General features: G+C 74.8%; 19 protein-coding genes. 10 read left to right on the forward strand and 9 right to left on the reverse strand.

The genetic code is table 11. From position 1 onward, the window contains the following. Positions 1–94 precede the first annotated feature (94 nt). A complete protein-coding gene (locus WMF33_RS44295) occupies positions 95–4099 on the reverse strand; it encodes a transglutaminase domain-containing protein (protein WP_437334225.1) in 4005 nt (1334 codons plus the stop codon). 137 nt (positions 4100–4236) lie between these two features. Here WMF33_RS44295 and WMF33_RS44300 point away from each other — a divergent pair, with 137 nt between their 5' ends. From WMF33_RS44300 to WMF33_RS44315, 4 genes are all read left to right on the forward strand, one after another. Continuing rightward, positions 4237–4683, forward strand: coding sequence for a hypothetical protein (locus tag WMF33_RS44300; RefSeq protein ID WP_061622667.1), 447 nt, complete (start codon positions 4237–4239; stop codon positions 4681–4683). A 71-nt stretch (positions 4684–4754) separates the two neighbouring features. Then, positions 4755–5186, forward strand: coding sequence for a hemerythrin domain-containing protein (locus tag WMF33_RS44305; RefSeq protein ID WP_437334226.1), 432 nt, complete (start codon positions 4755–4757; stop codon positions 5184–5186). A 55-nt stretch (positions 5187–5241) separates the two neighbouring features. Beyond that, on the forward strand, positions 5242–8250 hold the full coding sequence (locus WMF33_RS44310; RefSeq protein ID WP_437334227.1) for a protein kinase domain-containing protein: 3009 nt from the start codon (positions 5242–5244) through the stop codon (positions 8248–8250). A gap of 7 nt (positions 8251–8257) precedes the next feature. After that, positions 8258–9001 (forward strand): class I SAM-dependent methyltransferase, encoded by a 744-nt coding sequence (locus tag WMF33_RS44315; protein ID WP_437334228.1) that lies wholly within the window; start codon positions 8258–8260, stop codon positions 8999–9001. Positions 9002–9118: 117 nt separating this feature from the next. Here the strand turns inward: WMF33_RS44315 and WMF33_RS44320 are convergent, their stop codons facing one another. Both WMF33_RS44320 and WMF33_RS44325 read right to left on the reverse strand, forming a co-directional pair. Further along, positions 9119–11605: a hypothetical protein gene (locus WMF33_RS44320; protein ID WP_437334229.1), complete on the reverse strand. Its 2487-nt coding sequence runs from the start codon at positions 11603–11605 to the stop codon at positions 9119–9121. Between the two features lie 257 nt (positions 11606–11862). Continuing rightward, positions 11863–12108, reverse strand: coding sequence for a hypothetical protein (locus tag WMF33_RS44325; protein WP_061622229.1), 246 nt, complete (start codon positions 12106–12108; stop codon positions 11863–11865). A gap of 92 nt (positions 12109–12200) precedes the next feature. Here WMF33_RS44325 and WMF33_RS44330 point away from each other — a divergent pair, with 92 nt between their 5' ends. Beyond that, positions 12201–12503, forward strand: coding sequence for a hypothetical protein (locus tag WMF33_RS44330; protein ID WP_437334230.1), 303 nt, complete (start codon positions 12201–12203; stop codon positions 12501–12503). Here WMF33_RS44330 and nuoK read toward each other — a convergent pair. The 3 genes from nuoK to WMF33_RS44345 form a co-directional block, all read right to left on the reverse strand. Continuing rightward, positions 12469–12780, reverse strand: a complete 312-nt coding sequence (gene nuoK, locus WMF33_RS44335) for an NADH-quinone oxidoreductase subunit NuoK (protein WP_020741059.1) — start codon at positions 12778–12780, stop codon at positions 12469–12471. The genes WMF33_RS44330 and nuoK overlap by 35 nt on opposite strands. Positions 12781–12783: 3 nt before the next feature. After that, on the reverse strand, positions 12784–13299 hold the full coding sequence (locus tag WMF33_RS44340; RefSeq protein ID WP_061622227.1) for an NADH-quinone oxidoreductase subunit J family protein: 516 nt from the start codon (positions 13297–13299) through the stop codon (positions 12784–12786). A 76-nt stretch (positions 13300–13375) separates the two neighbouring features. Continuing rightward, positions 13376–14047 carry a NuoI/complex I 23 kDa subunit family protein gene (locus WMF33_RS44345; RefSeq protein ID WP_437334231.1) on the reverse strand — a complete coding sequence of 224 codons (672 nt, stop codon included), beginning with the start codon at positions 14045–14047 and terminating at the stop codon, positions 13376–13378. Between the two features lie 283 nt (positions 14048–14330). Here WMF33_RS44345 and dapA point away from each other — a divergent pair, with 283 nt between their 5' ends. From dapA to glyS, 4 genes are all read left to right on the forward strand, one after another. Further along, positions 14331–15236, forward strand: coding sequence for a 4-hydroxy-tetrahydrodipicolinate synthase (gene dapA / locus WMF33_RS44350; RefSeq protein WP_437334232.1), 906 nt, complete (start codon positions 14331–14333; stop codon positions 15234–15236). A 71-nt stretch (positions 15237–15307) separates the two neighbouring features. Beyond that, on the forward strand, positions 15308–16117 hold the full coding sequence (gene dapB / locus WMF33_RS44355) for a 4-hydroxy-tetrahydrodipicolinate reductase (protein WP_437334233.1): 810 nt from the start codon (positions 15308–15310) through the stop codon (positions 16115–16117). A gap of 104 nt (positions 16118–16221) precedes the next feature. After that, on the forward strand, positions 16222–18429 hold the full coding sequence (locus WMF33_RS44360; RefSeq protein WP_437334234.1) for a hypothetical protein: 2208 nt from the start codon (positions 16222–16224) through the stop codon (positions 18427–18429). 298 nt (positions 18430–18727) lie between these two features. After that, complete coding sequence (gene glyS / locus WMF33_RS44365; protein WP_437334235.1) at positions 18728–20827, forward strand: glycine--tRNA ligase subunit beta; 2100 nt, start codon at positions 18728–18730, stop codon at positions 20825–20827. 111 nt (positions 20828–20938) lie between these two features. Here glyS and WMF33_RS44370 read toward each other — a convergent pair whose 3' ends face one another. After that, the gene (locus tag WMF33_RS44370; protein WP_437334236.1) at positions 20939–21679 is read right to left on the reverse strand and encodes a 3-oxoacyl-ACP reductase family protein; all 741 of its coding nucleotides are present in this window, start codon (positions 21677–21679) and stop codon (positions 20939–20941) included. A gap of 101 nt (positions 21680–21780) precedes the next feature. Between WMF33_RS44370 and WMF33_RS44375 the strand changes: the two genes are divergently transcribed. Then, a complete protein-coding gene (locus tag WMF33_RS44375; RefSeq protein ID WP_437334237.1) occupies positions 21781–22398 on the forward strand; it encodes a TetR/AcrR family transcriptional regulator in 618 nt (205 codons plus the stop codon). A 56-nt stretch (positions 22399–22454) separates the two neighbouring features. Here WMF33_RS44375 and WMF33_RS44380 read toward each other — a convergent pair whose 3' ends face one another. Further along, a complete protein-coding gene (locus WMF33_RS44380) occupies positions 22455–22940 on the reverse strand; it encodes a hypothetical protein (RefSeq protein WP_437334238.1) in 486 nt (161 codons plus the stop codon). A 236-nt stretch (positions 22941–23176) separates the two neighbouring features. Then, positions 23177–24067: a zinc metalloprotease HtpX gene (locus tag WMF33_RS44385; RefSeq protein WP_061627718.1), complete on the reverse strand. Its 891-nt coding sequence runs from the start codon at positions 24065–24067 to the stop codon at positions 23177–23179. Between the last annotated feature and the right edge of the window lie 294 nt (positions 24068–24361).

Raw genomic sequence — 24361 nt, forward strand, 5'->3', positions numbered from 1 at the left:
CGACTGGGGCGGCCGCGGCGGGGAGGCCGACGCGGCCGCGCGAGGCCGGGCACGGCCGTGGCGGCGGCCCTCCTCGAACCGCCGCCGCCCGCCGTCACGGCGCCTTCGGGCTCGCCGGCGCGACGGGCACGAGCCGCACCATCCGGTGCAGGAGCCCGTCGACCCGCTGCAGCCAGCCGCGCCAGGCGGCGTACTGCGCCACCGGGATCGTCGACCGGTCGATGACCACGCGCTCCTTCACCACGACCGCGTTCTTGCCCGGCGCCTTCGCGAACGAGATCGACGCGCGGCCGAAGTCGCCGCCGTCCTCGTCGCCGCCCGGCGGGAGCTCCGCGAACGCGTACCCCGCGGGGGCGACGATCGTGATCGTCCGGGTGTGGTGCCGCGGCGCGAGGCTCGGCGGCAGGACCACGGGCAGCGTGCGCTTCACGAGGGGCGCGAGCTGCGACGTCAGCGTGGACGTGCCCGAGAGCGGCACCGCGAGCTCCGCGCCCTCGCGGCGCGCGAGCCCCTCGGAGCGCGCCTCGAACTCGAGCGTCGCCGCCCCGTGCGGCAGATCGGCCTGGAACGCCACCTTGGGCTTCACGTCGACGGTCGGGAACCAGCCGTACGCGAGGTACTGCTCGACCCACTGCGCCCGCGCGTCGGCCTCCGCCAGGTTCGACCGGAGCTCGAACGCCGCGTCGCCGATGTGCCGCTCCCTGGCCGCGAGCTCGCCCGCGCCCGACGGCTGCAGCGCGATGGTCCACTCGGCGTCGACGCCGTGGTCGGCCGGCGAGCTCGCCGGCGTCTCCACGATCTTCGGCGGCCCCTCGTCGACGAACAGCGCCAGCGTGCGCGCGTCCATCGCCGGCAGCGGCCCGAGCCGGCTCTGCGGGCTGGTCGCGTCGAGCCACAGGCCCGGCGCGCCGCCCGCGCCCGGGAGGTACGCGATGCCGTGATCGAACACCGGGATCGCCGCCACCTCGCTCCGGAGCAGCGAGGGCTGGCCCGTGTAGCGCGTCTGCACCAGCACCTCCGTCGCCTCGATGCCGATCGACTTGAGCAGCGTGATCAGCAGCATCGCCTTGTCGTCGCAGTCGCCCTGGCGCCGCGCGAGGAGCTCCTGCGGGCGGTTCGGCAGCCACCACTCGCCCGAGACGAAGTTCACGTACCGGATGTCGTCGGCGACGAAGTCGAAGAGCGCCCGCAGCTTGTCCTCGCGCGTGGTCTTGCCCTTCGTGAGCTCGGCGGCGAGCCGGCGGACCTGATCGTCCGGCTCCGTGAAGCCGGCGACCGCGCCCCGGTACCACTCCCGGAAGTCGTGCCAGCCGTGGAACGTGGAGCCGACGACGACCGGCAGCACCTCGGCGAGGTGCGGGGCGAGCGGCTCCTCGGGCACCTCGGGCGGGTCGTCCCAGATGAACCGCGTCACCTGGCGGCCGTCCTTCTCGGACCGGAGCACCCGCTCGGCCTTGCCGTTCAGCACGTCGATCGCCAGCGGATCGCTCGTCGGCGAGTCGACGACGACCTCGTTGTAGAGGATCGGCCGCGTGTCGGTCGAGCCGACGTAGTCGATGAAGTAGAACGGCGCGTCGCCCCGGCGCCCGACGGGGCCCGGGGTCCACGCGCGCACCGCGACCTCGACCACGTCGCCGGCCTTCAGCTTGGGCCAGCGCACGAACGGCCGCTGCCCGCCCGCGCCCTGCTCGTCCGGCGGCGCCACCGTGCCGTCCTTGCGGTGCACGCGCGCGAACAGGAGCTCGGTGTCCTCGGCCTCGGCGGGGATGTCGCGCTCGTAGAGGTCCTGATCGGTGCGCGGCTCGATGACGATCTCGCGCGCGTAGTGCATGAGCTGCGAGACGCGCTTGTCCGGGTGGTACGTCACGACGCGCACCCAGTGGAGCTGCCGGTCGGCCACCTCGCCCTTCTTCGCCGGCTCCTTTCGCCCGCGCTCGAGGAAGGCGCCGGGCGCGACGAGGTACTGCTCGTCGCGCATGCGCCGCCGGCCCGGCGCGCCGGCCGCGCCCTCGCCGAGGCGGAGCGCGAGCTCGGCCTTGAGGAACGGGTCGCCCGGCGCGAGATCGCGCGCCCGCGCGAGCGCGCCGTTGGCGAGCGCGGCCGCCGCGCCGCTCGCCTGGCCCTGCCGGACCGCGGCGAGCGCCTGGAACGCGGCGGGCTGGTTCGGCGCGACCTGCGTCGCGTACGACAGGACCTCGCGCGCCCACGCGACGCGGCCCGCGTCGTGGAGCGCGCGGCCGACGCGGATGACGTCCTCGGCCGACGTCTGCTGCGCGAGCGCGCCGGCGGCGGCCACCTCCAGCGCGGCGCCGCCCTCGGGCTCGAACGCGAGCACGTAGTCCGCGCCCCGCGACTCGGGCGCGATCTCGGCGAGCCTCCGCGCGGCCCGCAGCGCGAGCGCCGGGTCGAGCCGGGCCGCGGCCGCGATCTCCTGCCAGACGACGACCGGGGTCCGGTCCTTCTGCTCGCGCTCGACCGCGAGCAGCTCCTCGAGCCCGGCGCGCGCGAGCCCCGACGTCCCGAGCTTCTTCTCGACGAGCCCGCGGAGGACGCGCGCCTCGGGGTCGCGCGCCGAGCGCAGCGGCTCCTCGCGCAGGACGGCGGCCGCCCAGTCGGCGCGGCCCGAGGCCAGGTGGGCCGCGACGAGCCTGCGCTGCGCGAACGAGGCGGTGGCCCGGTCCTTCTCGGCGAGGCCGCGGGCGCGCGCGGCCTCGAGCCAGCCGCTGCGGTTCGCGCCGAACGGCGACACCCACCCGGCGAGGGCGAGCGCGTCCGCGGAGATCCCCGGCGACCGCGTCACGCGGTCGAGCAGGCCGGGCGCGCGGGGCGATCGCTGATCGTCCGCGCCCCCGAGCGTGCGCGCCACGACGGCCGTGAGCGTCTGCTCCAGCGTCTGCGCCGCGCCCGCGCCGAGCGCCCTGTCGAGCGCCGTCGCGACGGCGGCCGACGGCGACGGCGCGGCCGGGGGCAGCGCGAGCCTCGTGAGGTCCGACGAGGTCGCGAGCGCCACCGGCCGGCGCTGCTCGTCGGTGAAGCGCACGCGGACGCGCCCCTCGTCGGCGATGGCGCCGGTGCAGACCTTGAGGGCGAGCAGGTGATCGCCCGCGGGCGCCTCGATCCGCGCGGCGATGCGGTCGAGCACGAGCCGCTGGTGGGCCGCGTCGCTCGAGGCGACGTCCGCGCCGTCCCACGCGAGCCGCACGGCGCCGGTCGCGGCGACGTGGGCGAGGATCGGCTTGCGATCGAGCGCGGCGGGGACGGTCACGCGCGAGGCGAGGTAGGTGCAGCTCTCGGCGCGGGGATGGATGTAGAGGTCGAGCGGCACGCCGCGCGCGGTCGCCGCGGCGGGCAGCACCCGGCGCCACGCGACGTCGTAGACCCCCCAGGCGTAGCGGGCGCTCATGTCCGAGAAGCGCTGGCCTTCGGCCTCGGGCCCCTCGCGGCGCGCGAGCCCGCCGCCCGAGTTGTCCTGGAACGGCCCGAGGATGGCGAACGCCTTCACGAGCCCCGACGGGTCCGGGGGCGCGTCGTACGAGACGGCGCGCGCGCCGGGCCACGTCGCCGCCGGCGGCTCGGGGGCGAGCGAGGCCGCGAGCCAGCGCGCCTCGTCGGCGAGCGGCGAGGCGGACGCCGCGATCTGCGCGAGGCCATCGCGCGCGCGGCCCTGCGCCGCGCGATCGGAGAGCGCCGCCGCGATCACGAGCCCCGCGAGCGCGTCGTCGCCGCCCCGCCGCGCCCGGGCCAGCGCGGCGCCGAGCATCTCGTCGGGCGTCGCGGCGGTCCACCGCGGCGCGGGCGTGATGGGCGTGCGCTTCTCGGCCGCCGGCGCGCCGCCCGCCGCCGGCGCGCGCGGATCCACCTTCGCGCCGCTCGGACGCCGCGCCGGCGCGCCGCCCGCCCCCGGCGCGCCGCCCGCCGCCGGCGCGGCCGCGTCCGCCTTGGCGCCGCCCGGGCGCGGCGCCTGCGCGTTGCCCGCCGCGGGCGCGACGGCGATCGCGAGCAGCGCCGCCAGGCATCCGCCCCGGCGCGCCGCGCGCCCCGCGCGCCGATCTCGTCCTCGTCGATCGCCTCGATCTTCCCCCGGCGAGCTCCGCTCCATCGATCCTCGCTTCCAGGGCACGGCATAGCGCGTGCCCGATCGCGGCGCGAGCGCGGCGATCGCGCGCGCGGCCGCCCCGCGGCGTGAAGCCGTGCGCGAATTTGGCCGCCGGGCTCGCGGCCCACTAGCCTGCTCCCATGCGCCGCGCGTCCCGATGGCTGCTCTCGGCGGTGATGGCCCTGACCACCCTCACGGCCTCGCCAGCGTCGACCTTCGCCCGCGACACCAAGGTCGAGTGGAAGAGCGTCGACGTGCCCGCGGGCGAAGGCCAGGCCCAGCGGGCGCGGGCCCTGCGCGGCCTGCTCAAGAGCGCCGCGAAGAAGGCGGATTTCGGCGAGGCGAAATCGGTCGTGCTGAGCGCGCGCGTCGCCGAGTTCACCTCGGTCACGCGGGGCGACGTGCACCGCGTGAGCTGCACCATCGTCGGCCGCGTCGTCGGCGGCCCCACCGCCCGCTCGCGCATCTCGTTCGGCGGCAGGCCGTCCGAGCGACAGGCGCTGGAGAAGCAGGTGCTCTCGATGGTCGCGAGCGGCGTCGTCGGCCGGCTCGCCGCGATCGTCCGCGCGCGCGCCGCCGCCGATTGACCCCGCGCTCGAGATCGCGCCGCGCCGGCCTCGACCTCCTCCGGGATCTGGATTACGACGGCCCGCGCGTCATGGAACTGGACCGGATGGTGAGCGAGCTCTTCGAGGAGGAGGAGCGCGCCCGCGAGATGGCGCGGAAGCTGATGGCGATGGCGCAGCGCTCCGCGGACGAGGCCAGCGCCGAGCGCGGGAGCCTGCTCGCGTTCCTCCGCGGTCCGATGGAGCGGCACATGCGCTGGGAGGAGACCGCGATCTTTCCCCATTTCCAGGCCCGCGGGCTCGCCGAGGAGGTCCAGGTCGCGCTGAAGCAGCACGCTGACGTGCGCGAGGCGACCGAGGCGCTGGCGAACGTCGCGCAGGGCGGCGACGTCGCGGGGAGCATCGTCACTGTCGCCCGTCTGCTCCTGCACCATACAAATTTCGAGGGCGACTACATTTATCCGGAGCTCACCCGCGACGAGTGGCGCGCGCTGATGAAGGAAACCGTTCGTCAGGGGATCTGAGGTGGTACGCAGGAACTCGACACAGATGTTCCCCTCGACGTAGGCTTTTGCCGCCGTGTCTACCGCAGCTGGTCAGGTGCTGAGCGAGCGCTACCGCCTCATCCGACCCGTGGGGCAGGGCGCGCAAGCCTCGGTGTGGGTCGCCGAGCACCTGGCGCTCGGCACCCAGGTCGCCGTCAAGCTCATCGATCCCGAGCTCGCGAAGCAGGAGGACGCCCGCGAGCGGTTCCGCCGTGAGGCGACCGCTGCTGCGCAGCTGCGCAGCACGCACGTCGTGCAGATCCTCGATCACGGCATCGAGGGCGAGCAGCCGTTCATCGTGATGGAGCTGCTCGAGGGCGAGGACCTCTTCGAGCGGCTCGCGCGGAGGCGCCGCCTCACGCTCCAGGAGACGTCGAAGATCGTGACGCAGGTCGCGCGCGCGCTCACCCGCGCGCACGGGGCCGGCATCGTGCACCGCGACCTCAAGCCGGAGAATTTTTTCCTCTGCGCGAACGAGGACGACGAGGTCGTCAAGATCCTCGACTTCGGCATCGCCAAGGTGGGCCACGGGAAGCGGGCCGCCCAGCGCACCACGGTCGGGACGCTCATGGGCACGCCGCACTACATGAGCCCGGAGCAGGTGAAGGGGCTCCGGGAGGTCGACTTCCGCGCCGACCTGTGGGCGCTCGGCGTGATCGTCTACCAGTGCGTGACGGGCGAGCTCCCGTTCGACAGCGAGGGGGTCGGCGACCTGCTGATCAAGATCTCGCTCGGCGAGATCCCGGTGCCCTCGCGGGTGAACCCGGAGCTGCCGCCGAGCTTCGACGCGTGGTTCGCGCGCGCGTGCGATCGCGAGCCGGAGCAGCGCTTCAGCAGCGCGCGCGACCTCGCGGAGTCGCTCGCCCGCATCGCCGAGCTGTCGACCGAGACGGCGGCGAGCAGCGTGAGCTCGCCGCGGCCGCCGCCGATGCCGCCCCGCGCCTCGCCGACGCGCCCGCCGGCGGCCCCGCCGCGGCCGGCGATGGGCTCGACGATCCCCAAGGCGCCGCCGCTGCCCCAGGTGGGCGACCCCGCCGGCGCCATCTCGACGCGCTCGCCCGAGCGGCGGCCCAGCGAGCAGGCCGCGGACGCGGCGGCAGCTCCGCTGTCGGCCAGGCCGAGCGCGCGGGTTCCGGCGCGGCCGAGCGAGCGGCCGCCGGCGCCGCCGCGGCTCACCGAGCGGCCGCCGCTCAGCGAGCGCGCGCCGCTGTCGGCCAGGTCCGGCGAGCGGCCCCCGATGCCGCCGAGGGCCACCGAGCGGCCTCCGGCGCTGCCGAGGGCCACCGAGCGGCCTCCGGCGCCGCCGCGTCCTACCGAGCGGCCTCTGACCCCTCCGCGCGCCACCGAGCGGCCTCCGCCGACGCCGCCGCGCGCCGCCGAGCGGCTCCCCCCGGCGCCGCCGCGCGCCGCCGAGCGGCCTCCGGCGGCGTCGCTGGCTCAGGTCGGCGAGCAGCCGCCGGCGTCGTCCCAGCGGATCGAGCGGCCGCCGCTCAGCGAGCGCGCGCCGCTGTCGTCGCGGCTCGGGGATCGACCGCCGCCGCCGCCGCCGCCGCGGCGCAACGACAGCGCGTCGCAGCGGGCGCCGCTCTCCGCGGGCACGCCGCTCCCGCCGAGCGCGCCGCCCTCCGCGGGCACGCCGCTCCCGCCGAGCGCGTCGCCCTCCGCGGGCACGCCGCTCCCGCCGAGCGCGTCGCCCTCCGCGGGCACGCCGCTCCCGCCGAGCGCGCCGCCCTCCGCGGGCACGCCGCTCCCCGCGGTCTCCGCGGGCGCGCCGCCCTCCGCGGCCTCCGCGGGCACGCCGCCCTCCGCGGCCTCCGCGGGCGCGCCGCTCGCCACCGGGGCGCCGCTCTCCGGGCCGCCGAGCAGCACGTCGCCCGCGGCGGACGGCGTCGAGGCCCCGCCTGGCTCGGAGCCGCTGGCGCTGGCGCGCAGCAAGATGCCCCGGAGGGAAGCCGACAGCGCGCCCTCGCTCGTCGACGTCGACATCGAAGAGTTCGACGACGACGTGATCGACACCGACGTGGACGAGCCCTGGGCGGCGCCGTCCGCGCCCGCGGCGCCCGCCGCGCCGGCCGACGCGGCGCCCGCCTCCGGCAAGCCCGCCGCCCATGCGCCGGCCATGCCCGCAGGTCCCGCGCCGGCCGAGACCGCAGGTCCCGCGCCGGCCGAGACCGCAGGTCCCGCGCCGGCCGAGCCCGCGATTCCGTCGGCCCAGAGCGGCGCTCCCGTCGCGCCGAGCGCGCCGGACGAGCCGCCGCCCGCAGCGCAGACGCCGCGCGCGCTCTCGCCGCACGACGCCGGTCCGCGCGCGACCGCGCGCGAGTACGGCGAGCCGCCGAGCCACGAGCGGCCGGAAGAACCCAGCGACAGCGTCAGACGAGCGGCCGTCGCTGCGGCCGTCGCCGCGTCGCCCCCCGCCTCGCTGCGCGCGTCGCGGCCCCTCGAGCCCCCGGTCGCGCCAGCCGTCGCCCCGCCGGCTAGCGCCGTGCCTTCCGGCGAGACGCCGGAGCACTGGATGAAGGCGTCCAGCGTGAGCGGGCTGGCGCAGGAAGGCGAGTTCCCGGAGTTCGACCCCGGCTCGCGCCGGCGCCGGCGCGTCCGGTGGGCAGCGCTCGCGCTGGTGGCCCTCGCCGGCGTCGTCGCCTGGCAAGTCCTCCGCTCGCAGCGGCTGCCGCAGAGCGCGCCGGCGGCCGAGAGCGAGACCCCGCCGCCCGCCGCCGCGCCTGCGCCTGCGCCTGCGCCCGCGCCCGCGCCGCCGCAGGAGCCCGCGCCCCAGCCCAGCGCCGCGGCGTCGGCCCCGCCGACGGCCGCGCCCGCAGCGCAGCCGTCGGCCAGCGCCGCCGCGACGGCGCCGCCGCGGAAGCGGCGCCCGGCGCCGCCGAAGAGGCCGCGCAAAGAGCCGGCCAAGGTGGACGACCTGACGATCGAGATCCCGACCCCGCCCTCGGAGCCGGCCGGGGAAGAGCCGGCCTCGCCCTCCAGAGAGTCGCCGCCCCCGACCGCGTCGCCTCCCCAGGAAGAACCGGCCCCGCACGCAGAGTGAAGAGCGGATGGAAACGACAGCATACCAGCAGTACTCCGAGGAATCCGGCGACTGGTTGAGGAAGGGGAGGGCTCGGCTGCTGGCCCACCTGGTGCGCGAGTTCGGCCCGGGACGGCGGCCCCTCGAGCTGCTGGAGGTCGGCGCCGGGGTCGGCCAGAACCTGGGTGTCCTCGCGGAGTTCGGGGCCGTCGACGCGAACGAGGTGAGCCCGCTCGGCCAGGACGCGATCACGAAGGCGGGCACGGCAAGGACGCTCTACAGCGCGTCGCTCCCGTTCGAGCTCGACCGGCGCTACGACGTGATCTGCGCGCTCGACGTCATCGAGCACATCGAGGACGACCGCGCCGCGCTCCGCTGGATCCACGACCACCTGAGCCCCGGCGGGATCTTCGTCGCCACGGTGCCGGCGTATCCGTGGTTGTTCAGCGATCACGACCGCGCGCTGCAGCATTTCCGCCGGTACACCGCCGGCAGCTTCCGCGCCGCGCTGCCGGCCGACTTTCACGTGGAGGCGTGCGCTTACTTCAACCAGCTCCTCTTCCCCGCCGCGGTCGGCTCGCGCGCCGTCTGGAGCGCCGCGCGCAAGCTGCGTCCGGGCAAGACCAGCATGAAGCAGCCTTCGCCGAAGTCCGGCCTCGCTTCGTCCGCGCTCGAAGCCGTCCTTCGCGCGGAGGTCGATCTCATCGCGCGCGGCCGCCGGCCGAGCTTCGGGCTGTCGGTCTTCTGCGTGGCGAGGCGCACGGCGGCCTGAGGTGGGCCCCGGTCGCCCGGGCCTCTCGCGGCCCCGGGCATCGCCGCCTCGGCGGCCGCGCCGCGGTCAAGGGCCGCCTCGCGGCAGGGCCCCCCCGCGACGGGCCGCAGGCGCGCTTCAGCGCCTGCCGGGGAGATCCTCGTCGTCGTCGGGCTCCGGGGCCATGTCCGGCTCCCCGGGGGTCGGCTCCGGCGCCGCGGCCGGCGCGCTCACCTCGCCGTCCTTGCGGAGGTAGAGGTCGAGCTTGCCCTTCCCGCCGAGGAGCACGCGCCGCTTGGCGGCGAGCCTGAAGTCGCTCCGGGCCGAGGTGGGCAGCGACTGACACTTCGGATCGACCACGGCGAACCCCGCCCGATCCAGCAGCGCCGCGGCGCTCTCGCCGGCGGGGGGACCGCTCACCCGGGGCGCGGGGTACGCGCGGTTGTTCGGCCCGAAGACCGGCACCGTCAGGTCGCTGAGCTCGTAGAGCCCCGACTTGTAGGCATTGCCGCAGCCCAGGTAGGCGACGGTGGTGGGGAACGGGGCTTGCGGGTCGGGGGGCGGGCCCATCTCGGCGAGCGTCATCCCGCCGTGCTTCGCGTGCTTCACGGTGCGCTTGAGCGCGAAATCGAAGAACATGAGATCTCCGGCGACCGTGTCCCACCCCTTGCTGACCTGGGTGTCCCAGGCGACGTGGGTCACCCCCATGCCCTTCAGGAGGTCCCAGACCTCGCGGGGCGTGCGCAGCCGGCCATAGCTGATGCCGTACTGCCAGCCGTTCCAGTCCGACAGCGTCTCGGCGCCGATCCCGAGGTGGTTGTGGTTGTCGTGCAGCAGCACGCGCGCGCCCTCGGGGAGCGCCCGGGAGATGGACTGGAACGTCGGGTAGATGTCGAATCGCTGCGCGTAGCGCTTCGCGTAGCCCTGGGAGAGGAGCTCGATCACGGCCTTGATCGGCGACTTCACCATCGCGTGGCCCGGGATGAAGTACACGTCGCCCGCCCAGACGACCTGCAGCCCGACCAGCGTGCCGAGGCCCGCCCTCGTCGCGAGGACGGCGAGCCTGCTGTCGCCTGCCGCGCGCCAGACGAGCGCGATCATCGCCGCGGTCGCGGCCGCCATCTGCGGGACGATGGCCTGGAGATACCTGTCCTGGTGGTGCGTCCAGTACCAGCAGAGGAGCCCGACCTGCACGTAGCCGACGAGCGCCCAGACGCGCCTCGTCCCCTTGAGGAACGGCAGGCAGAGGAGCAGCAGCGTGTAGACCGACCCGAAGGTGGGGACCTTGCCGTGGAACTTCGGGTAATCGTTCGGGAGGAAGGAGAAGTCGACGAGCGCCTTGAGCGTCCTCAGCACCCCGTCCAGGTTCCGCTCCGGCCGCCAGAACTGGTAGTCCTTGTAACCCCACTCGAAGATGTTGGCCGCGTCCGGCGTCCAGGGGTTCAGGGGGAGGATCTTGTACAGCGTGGGATAGAGCGGATCCGCGTAATAGACCCAGTTCTTCGCCCAGTGCGTGGAGGTGAAGAGCAGGCCCGCGGCGGCCGCGGCGAGCGGGCCGAGGTACCAGTTCTTGCGGATCGCGGGGGCGGCCTGGCCGCGGAGCGAGCGGTAGGCGAGGACGAGCGTTCGCGCGCCGAGGACGAGCGCCGGGAAGGGGACCAGGATGACCGCGCCGGTGTACTTGGTGAGCCCGGCGCCGGAGATCATCATCATCATCAGCGCGATGAAGCGCGGCGAGAGCTCCCGGTAGGCGCGGATCATCAGGGTGAACGCCGGGAGCGCGAAGATGGAGGCGATGTGATCGCCGCCGACGCTCAGGCTCGAGTCGTAGAGGAAGATGCCGGGGAAGAGGAAGCGCGCCGTCCACGAGAGCCGGAGGGCGTATGGCCCGAGCCCGCGGGGGATCATCAGCCGCACAGCGGCCGGGATGGCGACGAGGGTCCAGAGGAACCCCACGAACTCCATGTGCGCGGCGAGCTCGACTTTGTCGAACAGGAGCCCGCGCGGCAGGAGGAAAGCCCACGAATAGACGAACGTCGCGAAGTGCGGATAGGTCTCGACCGTCCAGCCCTCCGGGAAGCGGCGAATACCCCCCGTGACAGCGTATTCCTCGGCCAGCGCCAGGTGCTTCCAGCGCGAGTCGAACTGGACGTTGTCGGGCGTGAGGATGACGAAGTACACCATGCCCACGCCGAGCAGCCCGAGCGCGAGGATCCCGTAGGTCCAGAGCGGCGCGGGCGGCGCCCTCCGCTGCGCGCCGCGGACGTGGCGGGTGACCCGCGTCAGATAGCCGCGGAGCGGCGCGAGCCCGGCGCCGAGCATCGCGAGCGGCAGGACCACGAAGAGCACAGGGCCGTAGAGCTTGAGGAGCCCGGCCACGCTCATGAGGAACGCGAACTCGAAGACGCCGATGGCGAAGCTCGTGGCGAGCTGCTCCACGATCGGCAGGGAGCGGCCGACAACGAGCTTGAGCGTCAGGTGGCCCGCAGAGACGCAGGCGGCCGTCCACAGCCCGCAGAGGAGCCAGTAGCCGGCATAGCGCCAGAAGAGCCAATGCTGAATGGGATAGAAGCGATGGACGAAGCTGGCGAAGAAGGCGATGGCACCAAGCAGGAGGACCGGCACGGCGATCTGCCGGACGCGCTCCCAGCGCTCACGCGCGCTTCCCGAGATTCTCGGCGTGGGCGGGGTATCCATCAGCGCTTCGCAAACCAGGTGGGCTCGACCATGAGCCCGCTCCTAGCTTGCTGCGCGCTGGATGACCAGCAGGAACGTGCCCGCGCCGTCCCTGAGCAGGAATCCACACCCGGAGGGCCGCGCTGCCCGGGAGCCGTGTCCCGCAGCCCGCCCGGGCCGCAGGGCGTCGTTCCGTGCGCGCCGCCCTAATTGAGCAGCTTCCTCGAGAGGTGCTTGACCGCCTCCTGCGCCGCGTGTCGCAGCGCGACCTCAACCGCCTTGGAGGACGTATCGCCGCGCACGAGGATGGCACAATTGTCCCCTTCGGCCTCGAACGACGCGAGGGGGAGCTCCTTCGCCGCCTCTGCTGCGCGGATCGGCACCTGCACAGCAAGCGAGCCGACCTCGAGCTCCACGAACCCCACCAGCTCCGACTTGGATAGGTTCTGCATGCTTCGAACGTGGGTCGTCCACAGGGGCTTAGCAAGGTCAGGTTTTTCCTGCTTGTCGGTGGGATTGAGCTCCACCTGAAGCGGCAGAACGCGTGCGCGTCAAGCGCCGCCGGCGGCGCTGGCGGCGATGCGGGCCGCGGACGCGCGACGCACGACGCGCGACGCGCGACGCGGTGCGCGCCGGTACGAACGCCGTGCCTGACGCGATCGTCGCGCCGTCACGCCCGTCGTGGTCCCCGCGCCCCGTCGCGCTCGTCTCGCCCGTCGCATTCGTCGCGCTCGTCGCGCTCGTCGCGCTCGTCGCGCTCGTCACGCTCGTCACGCTCGTCACGCTCTTCCGCACGGATGACCGCTCTCGCGTCAGTTCTTCAGGGAGGTCAGCTCGTCGGCCATGATGCTGCGGTGGTGACGGTAAACCTGGAGCACGATGGCCAGCGCGATCGCCGCCTCGCTCGCGGCGAGGACGATGATGAAGACCGTGAACACCTGGCCAGACACGCCGCCCGCGACGAAGTGCTCGAACGCGACGAAGTTGAGCGCGGCGGCGTTGAGGATGAGCTCGACGCCGAGGAGGATGCCCACCGCGTTTTTCCGCGTCATGACGGTGAACAGCCCGAGGCCGAACAGCGCCGCGGCGACGCTGAGGTAATGGATGAGCCCGATCTCCTCCATCGCCTACTCCCTCTCCCAGGCGCGCCTGACGGCGCGACGCGCGAGCACGACCGCGCCGATCATGGCGCCGAGCAGGACGACCGAGCCGAGCTCGAACGGGAGCAGGTACTCGCCGAGGAACGCGTGGCCTAGCTTGGCCGTGGACGGCATCGCGGGCTTGGCCTCGGCGGGCCAGGGCGTCCGGGTCGCCACCCGGCCGAGCACGAGGAGCACCGCCGTGACCAGGACGAACGCCACGGCGGCCCCGCCGCGCGGGTTCGAGATCTTCATCTCCGCGATGCGGCTCGTGAGCATCACGGCGAAGAGGATCAGGACGAGCGTGCCGCCCACGTAGACGAGCACCTGGGTGGCCGCGAGAAAATCGGCCGACAGCGTGACGTAGAGCCCCGCGATGCCGAGGAACGTGCCGAGCAGGGCGAGCGCGGAGTGGATGATGTTCCTGGAGAACGCGACGAGCCCGGCGGAGCCGAGCGTCAGCGCGGCGAGCCCGAGGAAGGCGAGTGCACTCGGAGAGGGCATGTGGTGAGGGGCGCGACGTTAGACCGCTGCCCATCGCCCATCAAGGGCGACGCCCCGCGACGGGCGACGCCCTCGCTCAGGCGCCCGCTCCGGCCTCTCCGCCCGCGGCCCCGGCGACCGCTCCAGCCACCGCTCCAGCGGCCTCGGCGCCCTGCTTCCGGGCGCGCTCCCTGCGCCAGATCGCGCGCAGCTCCTCGAGCGCGGCGGGGTTGTCGCGCATCGCGCGCTCGCGGGCCTCGCGGGCGTGCGGCCCGTACTCGCCGACAGGCACCTCGCCGAGGTCCTTCGGCGCCTTGTACAGCGGGACCAGCCCCTCCGGGATGAAGCGGAAGGTGAGGTGGTCGAGCGTCGGCGCCGCCCCCTCGAACTCGCGCGTGTGGCGGATCGCGCCGGTCGACTCGGTCTTGCACGCCTCGACGCAGAGGCCGCAGTACATGCACTTGCCCATGTCGATGTCGAAGCGGCTCATCGCCTGCTTCTTCGTCGCCGGATCCTTCTCCAGGTCGATGGCGATGCACTCGATGGGGCACGCGCGCTCGCAGCGCTTGCAGCCGGTGCAGATGTCCATCTGCACCTCGAGGAAGCCGCGGTACCGCGGCGGGAGCATCTCGCTCACGGGTCGGTCCGTCTTGTCCGGATACTGGACGGTGATGGGCTCCCGGAACAGATGGGAGAACGTGACGGCCATCCCTTCCAGGATGGTGCTGGCCGCGGTGGAGATGCTCTTGATGTACTGGGCGAGATCCATGGCCGGTGCCTCTGGGACCTGACGCGCTCGGGCATACCCCCGAAGGAGCGAGGCGCCACACCGACCAGGATAGCAGACGCCCCCTCCTCGATCGCGTCCGGGCGTAGAGCCAGTCCGCCCGCCGCCGTCCGCGCCGGGCTTACGCCGGGCCGGCGCGGCGTCGCGCGGACGGCCGCGGCCGATCGGCGCCGCGCGGTTCGGGAAGCCGCGGAGAGCGCGGCGTCCGCGGCGGACCCGTCCTCTCCTGTTGACGCGCCCCCCGGGTGGCGATCATGGTCCTCGAATGACGCAGCTCCCCTTGTCGGGAACGTTCACCGCCCTGGTCACGCCGTTCACCCCTGATGGCGAAGCCGTCGATTTCGAAGCGCTCACCGCGCTCGTCGAGGCCCAGATCGCGGGCGGCGTCAGCGGGCTCGTGCCGTGCGGGACCACGGGCGAGTCGCCGACCCTGAGCGAAGCGGAGACGACCGCGGTCATCCGGCGCGTCGTCGAGGCGGCGCGCGGCCGCGTGCCGGTGGTCGCGGGGACGGGCTCGTTCTCGACGAAGAAGACGATCGAGGCCTCGCGCGCCGCGCTCGCCGCCGGCGCGGAGGGTGTGATGATCGTGATGCCGTACTACAGCAAGCCCTCGCAGGACGGGCTCCGCGAGCACACGCTGGCCGTGGCCAAGGCCGTCGCGGGGCCGGTCGTGCTCTACAACATCCCGGGGCGAACGGTGGTCGACCTCTCCGCCGAGACGACCGAGCGCATCTGCGCCGCCGCGCCCAACGTCGTCGCCATCAAGGACGCCACGGGCAACGTGCTCCGCTGCCAGGAGCTGGTGCGGCGCCTCGGCGATCGGCTCACGGTCCTGTGCGGCGACGACGCGCTGACGCTCGCGATGATGGCGCTCGGCGCGCAGGGCGTCATCAGCGTCACGTCGAACGTGCTGCCGCGCGAGACGAGCGCGGTGACCCGGCGGTTCTTGGCCGGCGACCTCGCGGGCGCGCGGGCGGCGCACCTCGCGCTGCTGGAGATCCACGGGCTCATGTTCGTCGAGCCGAACCCCTCCCCGGCGAAGGCGGCGCTGGCCGCCCTGGGCCGCATGAGCGCCGCCGTCCGGCTGCCCCTCGCGCCGGCCGGCGAGGCGACCCGGCAGCAGCTCGGCGAGGCGATGAAGCGGCTCGAGGCGAGGCGCGAGGCGACGTGAAGTCGAACGGCGATCATCGAGGCGTACCGATGGGCGCGCTCTTGGGAACCGGCCAGGGAGAAGAGGCTCGCTTGCTGAAGGTCGCGATCCACGGCGCGAGCGGGAAGATGGGGCAGGCGATCGTCCGGCTCGCCGCGAACGAGCGCGCGCAGATCGTGGGCGCGATCGTGTCGCGCGGCTCCTCCCGCATCGGCCGCGACGTCGGCGAGCTCGCGGGGACGGGCACCATCGGCGTCGCGATGAGCGACGACACCAGCGCCGGGCTGCTCGGCGCGGACGTGGTCATCGATTTCTCGCGGCCCGAGGCGCTCCCCCGGCTCCTGCACCTCGCGATGCGGGCCAAGGTCGCGGTGGTCAGCGGCACGACGCGCCTCGACGGCACGTGCGAGCGGCTGCTCGAGGAGGCGGCGCAGCACGTCCCGGTCCTCTGGTCGCCGAACACGAGCATCGGCATCCACGTGCTCGCGGAGATCGCGGCGAGCGCGGCGCGCCGGCTCGGGCCCGGCTACGACGTCGAGATCGTCGAGGTGCACCACCGCGCCAAGGTGGACGCCCCGAGCGGTACGGCCGTGCGGCTGGCCGAGGCGCTGCGCGAGGCCCGCGGCGGCGCCGGCGAAGGGGCCGCGGCGCTCGCCGACGTGCACGGCCGCGAGGGCAACGTCGGCCCCCGCAAGGCGAACGAGCTCGGGATCTTCGCCGTGCGCGGCGGCGACGTCATCGGCGACCACACGGTGCACCTGCTCGGCCCCGGCGAGCGCCTCGAGCTCACGCACCGCGCCACGAGCCGCGATCTCTTCGCGCGCGGCGCGCTGCGCGCGGCGTGGCACCTGCACGGCAAGCCGCCCGGCCGATACACGATGGCCGACGTGATCGGGGGCTGAGGCGGCGCCGCCGGGCGAAGGACCGGCGATCGGCGATCCGGCGCGCTGCGCGGACAGCACAATGTGGTCAGCGGCGGGCCGCCGCACTAGGCTGCGTCTCTCGTATGGAGACGCTCGCTGCGCGGGTCGCACGTGCCGGTCCTCTGCCGGACAGGGACGCGGTGGGCTGGGTCGTCCGTCTGGCGAAGCGGATCGAGAGCCTGCACGGGCGCGGGACCGTGCACGGCCGCCTGTCGGCCGCGTGCGTGATCATCGAGGACGAGCCGTGCACGTCGCGGGGGTGGCTCTCCGATCCGCTCGCGACGCCGGCCTTCGTCGGCTATCGCTCGCCGGAGCGCGCGGCGGGCGAGGGACCGTCGCGCCGGGACGACACGTGGGCGCTCGCGGTCACCCTGTACGTGGCGCTCTCGGGGACGCTCCCCTTCCCGGCCGAGAGCGACGGGGAGCTCCGCCGCAAGCAGAGCGCCGGCGATGCGCCGCGGGTGACGCCGCCGGGGGCGGCGGGCGACGCGCTGTGGCGCGTCCTCGAGCAGGCGCTCGCGCGCGACGCGAAGCGACGGATCGTCGAGGTGGCGGCGCTGCGTCGCGCGCTGGAGGCGGCGCGGCCGAGCGACGACTTGGGGGAGCTGCCGCCGCTCGACGAGCACGCGGTCGCGGAGCCGACGAGGACCGTGCCCGCGCCGCGACCGTCGAACAGCGGCCTGCGGGGCGCGTCGAGCTCGCAGCCGCCGCCGCGCAGGAGCTCGCCGCCCCGTGAGAGCTCGCCGCCGCGCGAGAGCTCGCCGCCGCGCGAGAGCTCGCCGCCGCGCTGGAGCTCGCCGCCCCGTGAGAGCTCGCCGCCGCGCGAGAGCTCGCCGCCGCGCGAGAGCTCGCCGCCGCGCGAGAGCTCGCCGCCGCGCGAGAGCTCGCCGCCGCGCTGGAGCTCCAGCTCGCAGCCGCCGCGCGGGAGCTCGCCGCCCCGCGGCCACACGAGCTCGCTGCCGCCCGGCACTGCAGGCTCCACGGCGCGCCGGACGCCGTTGCCGCTCCACGGGCTCGCGGCCCTCGGTCTCCGGTCGACGGGCGCGCCGACCACCCCGGTCCCCGAGGCGCCAGAGCGCCGCTCGACGGCGCCGGCGGTCTCGCCTGCCGCACCGCCGGGGCACGCCGACGCCCCGAGGGCGGACGCCTCCATCGGCCCGCCCGGGGCGGCTGTTGCAGCCGCGCCGCCGGAGCAGCCGCCCCTCCCGCCCAGCGCGGCGGAGCAGCCGTCCCTTGCCCTCGCACCGGCGCAGCAGCCGCCCCTTTCGCCCGCGCCCGTAGAGCGGCCGCCCCTCGCGCCGGCGCCGCTCGTCACCGCAAACGAACCGGCGAGCCGGCGGCCTGGCCGCGCTCGGCCCGCGCGCATCGACGGCGAGCTGCCCCCGGCTCCGTCCGCGCTGGCGACCGAGGGCGCCGCCGCGCACGTCGGCGCGCCCGATGCGCCGCGCCCCCCGGGGCCGGATCGGGGCGCACGCGGCAGCGCGCCCTCCGCGGCGCGCCGCGTGGCCGTGCTGGCCCTGTACGCCGTCGTCTTCGCGGGCGCCGCAGCGGCGGCCTGGTTCTGGATGCGCCGCCGCGATCCCGCGCCGCCGCCGTCCCTCCCCGCCTTGCCTGCCGGCTCCGACGCCGCTCCCGCCGCCTGCGCCGCCCCCGCAGCGCCGAGCGCCCCGGCGGCCGAGGACGCCGCCGTCTCGGGCGACGCGGCCGCGGCGGCGACGGTGGACGCCGGCGCCGCGAGCGCAGACGCCGCGGCGAGCGCAGCGCCGGACGCCGCGGCGGACTTCGCCGCCTGCGCGATGCCAATCTTTCCGGGCAAGGGCGTCGACGCCGCGACCGCGGGCCAGCTGGCGTTCCTCTGCACCGAGGTCGACCCGATGAAGGGCGTCGCGGCGCTCAAGGGCCACCTCGCCAGGGCCGCCGGGCCCGAGGGGATCTCGGACGCGACGAAGGAATGGGGCGTGCTCGGCTGGTACGACATGGCGGCGCTCGCCGCCCTGCGCGCCCGCTGCTGCCATGCCCCGCCGCCCCTCGCGCTGCCCCGCGCGCCGGAGGGCTGCCTCCCGCTCGACGAGGCGCTGAACGACCTCGGCGCGGCCGTCGCGTCCGCGTCTGCGCCGGACGATCGGGCCGTCGCGAGGGCGTCCCGCCGGTACACGCGGGCAGCCCAGTGCGTCGTGCGCGTCGGCGCGGCGACCTGGTACGGACGCAAGAGCAAGCCGAACGGAGGCGAGGCGAGCGCCTTCAAGAAGGTGCTCGCGCGCGCGCTCCAGCAGACGACGCAGGCCCGCTGAGCCGCGCAATCGGGGTCGAGGAGCGCAATCGGGGTCGAGCCGCGTCGCGGTCCGGGCGGGCGCGCCGCGCGGCCAGGCTCGGACGCCCCGCGCAGCGGGGCGCCACGCGCGCAGCAGGGCGGGCCGCGCGCAGCACGGGCGGGCCGCTCGCAGCGGGGGCGGTCGCGCGGCTAGGCTAGCTGGCTGGCTGGCTGGCTGGCCGGCGGCTGGCGGCCGGCGGCTGGCCCGGCGCGCAGCGCTGCCCGGTCGCTCGACCGCCTCGCCGGACGGGCGGTTCTGGGGTAGCGTCCGCGGTCCCATGTCCAACGAAGCGAGCGATCTCCTGCTCGAAATCGGCGTCGAGGAGCTCCCCTCGTCGTTTGTCGAGGCCGCGCTCCGCGCGCTCCCGGATCTCGCAACGAAGCGCCTCGCGGAGCTCAGGCTCCGCCACGGCGCGATGCGCGCGCTCGGCACCCCGCGGCGCCTCGCGCTGCTCGTCTCCGGGGTCGCGGCGCGCCAGCCCGACCTCGAGGAGGAGGTCACCGGCCCGCCCGTCAAGGCGGCCTTCAAGGACGGCGCGCCCACCAAGGCGGCCGAGGCGTTCGCGCAGAAGCTCGGGTGCGCGGTCGCCGATCTGCGCCGCGTCGAGGGGCCGAAGGGCGAGTACCTCGCGGGCACGCGGCGCGAGGCCGGCAGGCCCGCGGCCGAGCTCCTCCCGGAGGTCCTGGCCTCGCTCGTCGCGGCCATTCCCTTCCGCAAATCGATGCGCTGGGGGAACGGCGAATTCGCGTTCGGCCGCCCCATCCAGTGGCTCGTCGCGCTCTCCGGCGCCGACGTCATCCCCGTCGAGATCGCCGGCGTCCGCAGCGGCCGCACGAGCCGCGGCCACCGCTTCCTCGCGCCGGGCGAGATCGCCCTCGGCGCGGCCAAGGACTACGTCGAGGCGATGCGCGCGGCGCACGTGATCGTCGACCCCGGCGAGCGCGCGCGCCTGATGCGCGAGCGCCTGCTCGCCGCCGCGCGGGACGCCGGCGGGGCGCTCATCGAGGACGACTTCCTGATCGGCGAGAACCTGTCCCTCGTGGAGGAGCCGCACGTCATCGTCGGCAGCTTCGAGGAGCGGTTCCTCGACCTGCCCGAGCGGGTGATCCTCGAGGTCGCGCGCGGGCACCAGCGCTACTTCGGCGTCCGCGACGCGAAGACGGGCGCGCTGCTCCCGAAGTACCTCGCGGTCGTCAACACCGCGGAGGCGCCCGAGAAGATCAAGAGCGGCAACGACAAGACGATGCGCGCGCGCCTCTCGGACGCGCAGTTCTTCTACCGGGAGGACGTCAAGCTCCCGCTCGCCAGCCGGCGCGAGAAGCTCGGCGGCATCGTGTTCCAGAAGCGGCTCGGCAGCGTGCTCGCGAAGGCCGAGCGCGTCGAGCGGCTCGCCCGCGAGCTCGGCCTGCTGCTGATGCTGCCGGAGCCGACGCTCGTGGCGGCCGCCTCGGGGGCGCACCTCGCGAAGTGCGACCTCGTCGCGCTGATGGTCGGCGAGTTCCCCGAGCTCCAGGGCGAGATGGGCCGCGCCTACGCGCTCGCCCAGGGGGTCAGCCCCGAGGTCGCCGACGTGATCCGCGATCACTACCTGCCGAAGGGCGCCGCGGACGCGACCGCGCCGACGCACGCCGGCGCGCTCGTCGCGATCGCCGATCGGCTCGACACGCTCGTCGGCTGCTTCGCGATCGGGCTCATCCCCACGAGCACGGCCGATCCGTACGGGCTCCGCCGCGCCTGCCTCGGCGTGCTGCGCACGCTCCTGGATCGCGACCTCGATCTGCGCCTCGGCGCCGCGTTCAGCGCCGCGTACGACGGCTACGCCGGCGTGAAGCTCGACGCCTCGCGCGAGCATCTCGCGGCGCGCCTCGGCGAGTTCTTCGCCGAGCGGCTGCGCGGTCTGCTCTCCGATCGGCTCCCGCAGGACGCGGTCCTCGCGTGCCTCCCCGTCGCCGCGGGTCGCCCGCTCGATCTTCGGGCGCGCGTGCGCGCGATCGACGCGCTCAGCCCCGAGGTCCGCGCCCGGGTCGGCGAGGTCTTCAAGCGGGCGACCAACATCGCCGACAAGGCGCCGCCCGGCGAGCCGGTCGCGCCGTTCGGCCAGGACGTGCACGCGAGCGAGACGGCGCTCTTCGCGGGCTACCTCAAGCTGCGCGAGCAGATCGCGTCGGACGTCCGGAGCGGCGCGTACGACTCCGCCTTCAAGGCGGTGGCGGACTTCGCGCCGCTCCTGCACCAGTACTTCATCGACGTGTTCGTGATGACCGACGACGCGGCCGTGCGCGACAACCGCCTGCGGCTGATGCGCGCCCTGTCGGAGACCTGCGCGAGCCTGGCGAAGCTCGAGCTGCTCGGCGAGGCGCCGCGCGCGGCGTCCTAGCTCCGCCCGGGCCGAGCGCCGACAGCCCGGGCGGCGCGCCGGCCGGACGGCGAGCCTCCTCGCCGGCGGCGGCGCTCGCGCAGGGCAGCGGCGGCGACCGCCACGGCGCTCTCAGGCCGCGAAGCCGCCGTCGACCGCGATCGTCGCGCCGGTGATGAAGCGCCCGCTCTCTCCCGCGAGGTGAGCGACCGTGGCGGCGATATCGTCGCCGGTGCCGTAGTGACCGACGGCGAGCTGGCTCCGCTGCTCGTCCGCGCCCGGGCCGCCGGCCGGGTTCATGTCGGTGTCGATCGGGCCCGGCTGAACGAGGTTGGCGGTGATGCCGCGCTGCCCGAGGTCGCGGGCGAGCCCCTTGGTGAGGCCCACCAGCGCCGCCTTGCTCATCGAATACAGGGTGATGCCCGGCCCCGGCACCCGGTCGGCCAGGCAGCTGCCGATGCTGATGATGCGCCCGCCCGCGCCCATGTGCCGCGCCGCGGCCTGCGCGGCGAGGAACGAGGCCCGCACGTGGATCGCCAGCGTCCGGTCCACCTGCTCGAGCGTCAGGGCCTCGAGCGGCCCCATGATGGCGATGCCGGCGTTGTTGACGAGGATGTCGATCCGACCGAGCTCGGCCACGGTCCGCTCGACCGCGTGGACGACCTGCGCCGGATCCGCGCTGTCCGACGCGATCGCCAGCCCCCGCCGACCCGCCGCCTCGACCTCGGCGACCACCGCGCGCCCCTTCTCCGGGGCGCTCACGTACGTCAGGGCCACATCCGCCCCGTCCCGCGCCAGCCGCTTGACGATCGCCGCGCCGATCCCGCGGCTGCCTCCGGTCACCAGCGCCACCTTGCCAACAAGCTGCGACATGCCTACCTCATTTCTGTGTCGACTAGTACAAATCATATACTTCGCTGGATGCCGGGAGGTCAACCGATTTATTTATCGATCGGCACAGAAAGGTCGTCGTGATGGCCGGACGGGGGCGCCCGCGCAGCTTCGACCGGGCCGCTGCCTTGCGGCGGGCGATGGAGGTGTTCTGGGAGCGGGGCTACGAGGGCACGTCGCTCAGCGATCTCACGGCCGCGATGGGCATCAACTCACCGAGCCTCTACGCCGCGTTCGGCTGCAAGGAGGCGCTGTTTCGCGAGGCGGTGGCGCTCTACAGCGAGGTCGAGGGCGCGGCGACGGGCCGGGCGCTCCGCGAGGAGCCGACGGCGCGCAGGGCGGTCGAGGCGATGCTGCGCAGCAACGTGGAGGGTTACGCGAGCCCGGGGAAGCCGAGCGGCTGCATGATCGTGCTCGCCGCGACGCTCGGCACGCCGGAGAGCGAGGGCGTGCGCAGCCACCTCGCCGCGTGCCGGCGGGGCGCGCTCGACGAGCTCCAGCGGAGGCTGGATCGCGGCGTCGCCGAGGGCGACCTGCCGGCGGGCACCGACACGGCGGCGCTCGCCGCGTTCTACACCACGGTGCTCCAGGGCCTCTCCATCCAGGCCCGCGACGGCGCCCCGCGCGAGGCGCTGGAGGCGATCGTCGACTGCGCCATGGCCGCCTGGGATGCGCTGGCGCGGCCCCGCGCTGCGGTCTGAGCGGGGCCGGCGGCCGGACGCCGCCGGCGGCTTCAGCGCTCCCGCCCTCCGTCGCGCTACACGGTCTCGGGCACGAGGATCCGCTTCGTGCCCTTCCCTCGCTTCTGCTTCTTCGTGGGCTTCTGCTCCAGCCCGAGCTGCTTCCCGATCGCCTTGCGCGCCTCGCGCGCGACCTTCCGGACCCGCTTCGCCTCTGCCTGGGTGATCACCCCGTCCCTGGCGGCCGCGTCGACCGCCGCCCGCACCTTGGCCTGAACCTCGTCGAGCGCCTTCCGGACCTCGGCGCGGCGCGCCTCCGGGACGCCGCCCTTCTGCATCTTCGCCTCGACCCTCGCGCGCAGCTTCGCGCTCTTCTCGTCGACCCGCTTGCTGAAGCCGGCGGCGTCCTGCGGGAACGGGGCCGCGCCCTTGCCCCGGCCCTGACGCGGCGCCTCCGCGGCCGCCGCGGTGGTCTCCTCGGCAGCGGCGGCGGCCGGGGCGGCGATGGCCGTGAGGGCGGCCAGCGCGGCGAGCGTTGATGCGATGCGAGGGAGCTTGTTCATCATCCTGCCTCTCGAGATGACACCGTGCGGTGCGAGACTGAGGTCGCGTCACGAGCCGCGGCGCCGAGGGCGCCGCGCTCGCCCCGTGGGACGTGGAGCGAGCGACGCTATTCCCGCCTCACGGAGATCGCCAGTTCGGCGCCGAGCGCCAGGCTGGCCGCACGGACGGGGATGCCGGCAGGAGCATCTCCGCGACGGCTGAGGCCGCACGCCCCGAGCATCGCGCCTCGCCGCCGTCACGCCAGCGCGCTTGCCCTCCTCGGGGAGGCCGCGCGGCCGCCGCTGGCCGCCATCGACAGCAGCCGGCTGACGCGCTCCTCGGTCGTCGGGTGCGTCGAGAACCACTTCAGCACGGAGCTCGCCCCGGCGAGCGGGCTCACGATGAAGAGGCTCGCCGTGGCCGGACGGGCGGACTCGGCGGGGATGAGCGCCACGCCGTGCTCCAGCTTGGACAGCGCGCTGGCGAGCGCCTCCGGGTCGCCGCACAGCTGCGCCCCGGTCTCGTCCGCCATGTACTCGCGCGAGCGCGAGATGCCGAGCTGAACGAGCGTGGCCGCGATGGGAGCGACGATCGCGAGCGCCAGCCCGCCGAGCGGGCTCTCCCCCTCCTCGTCGTCCGATGAGCCGCCGAACAGCCCGGCGAAGCTCACGGCGTGCGCGATCCACGTGATGCCCGAGGCGAACGCCGCCGCGATGGTCGACACCAGGATGTCGCGGTTCTTGATGTGCGCGATCTCGTGCGCCAGCACGCCGCGCAGCTCGCGCTCGGTCAGGAGCTGCATGATCCCTTCGGTGACCGCGACGACGCCGTGCTCCGGGTTGCGCCCGGTGGCGAAGGCGTTCGGCTGCGCGTCCGGGATGACATAGACCCGCGGCTTCGGGATCTCCGCCCGCCGCGAGAGCTCCTCCACCATCCGGTGCAGGCCGGGCGCCTCCTCGGGCGCGACCTCGGCGGCCCGGTGCACCGCGAGCACGATGCGATCCGACATGAAATACGCGCCCAGGTTCATCGCGAGCGCGAGGACGCCGAACAAGACGAGGTACCCCGGCCCGAGCGCCCCACCGATGGACACCAGGATTGCCGACATGACGCCGAGCAACAGGATCGTCTTGATCTGATTCTTCATGAAACTCGTCACCTCCACGGAACGGAGCGCTGCAAACGCTGCTCCCTCATCAGCGATGTGTCGTGCACCGCGGCTTTGCAATGCCGCGTGCCAGCCGATCAGCAGGCGTCACGGCCCGTCGATTCCCGAGGTGGCCGTCAGGACCGGCCGGCCCGTTTCGCCGCCCCATTTCGCCGCGGTCGGCCCATTTTGCCCCGTTCGCGATCCGTGGAGCGCGTCTCGCTCGGGCTTCATGCAGACGGTCCCCCGTCCCCCGTCCCCCGTCTCCCCTCTCCCGTCCCCCGTCTCCCCTCT

Source organism: Sorangium sp. So ce394, from assembly GCF_051474665.1.
Taxonomy (GTDB): domain Bacteria; phylum Myxococcota_A; class Polyangia; order Polyangiales; family Polyangiaceae; genus Sorangium; species Sorangium cellulosum_D.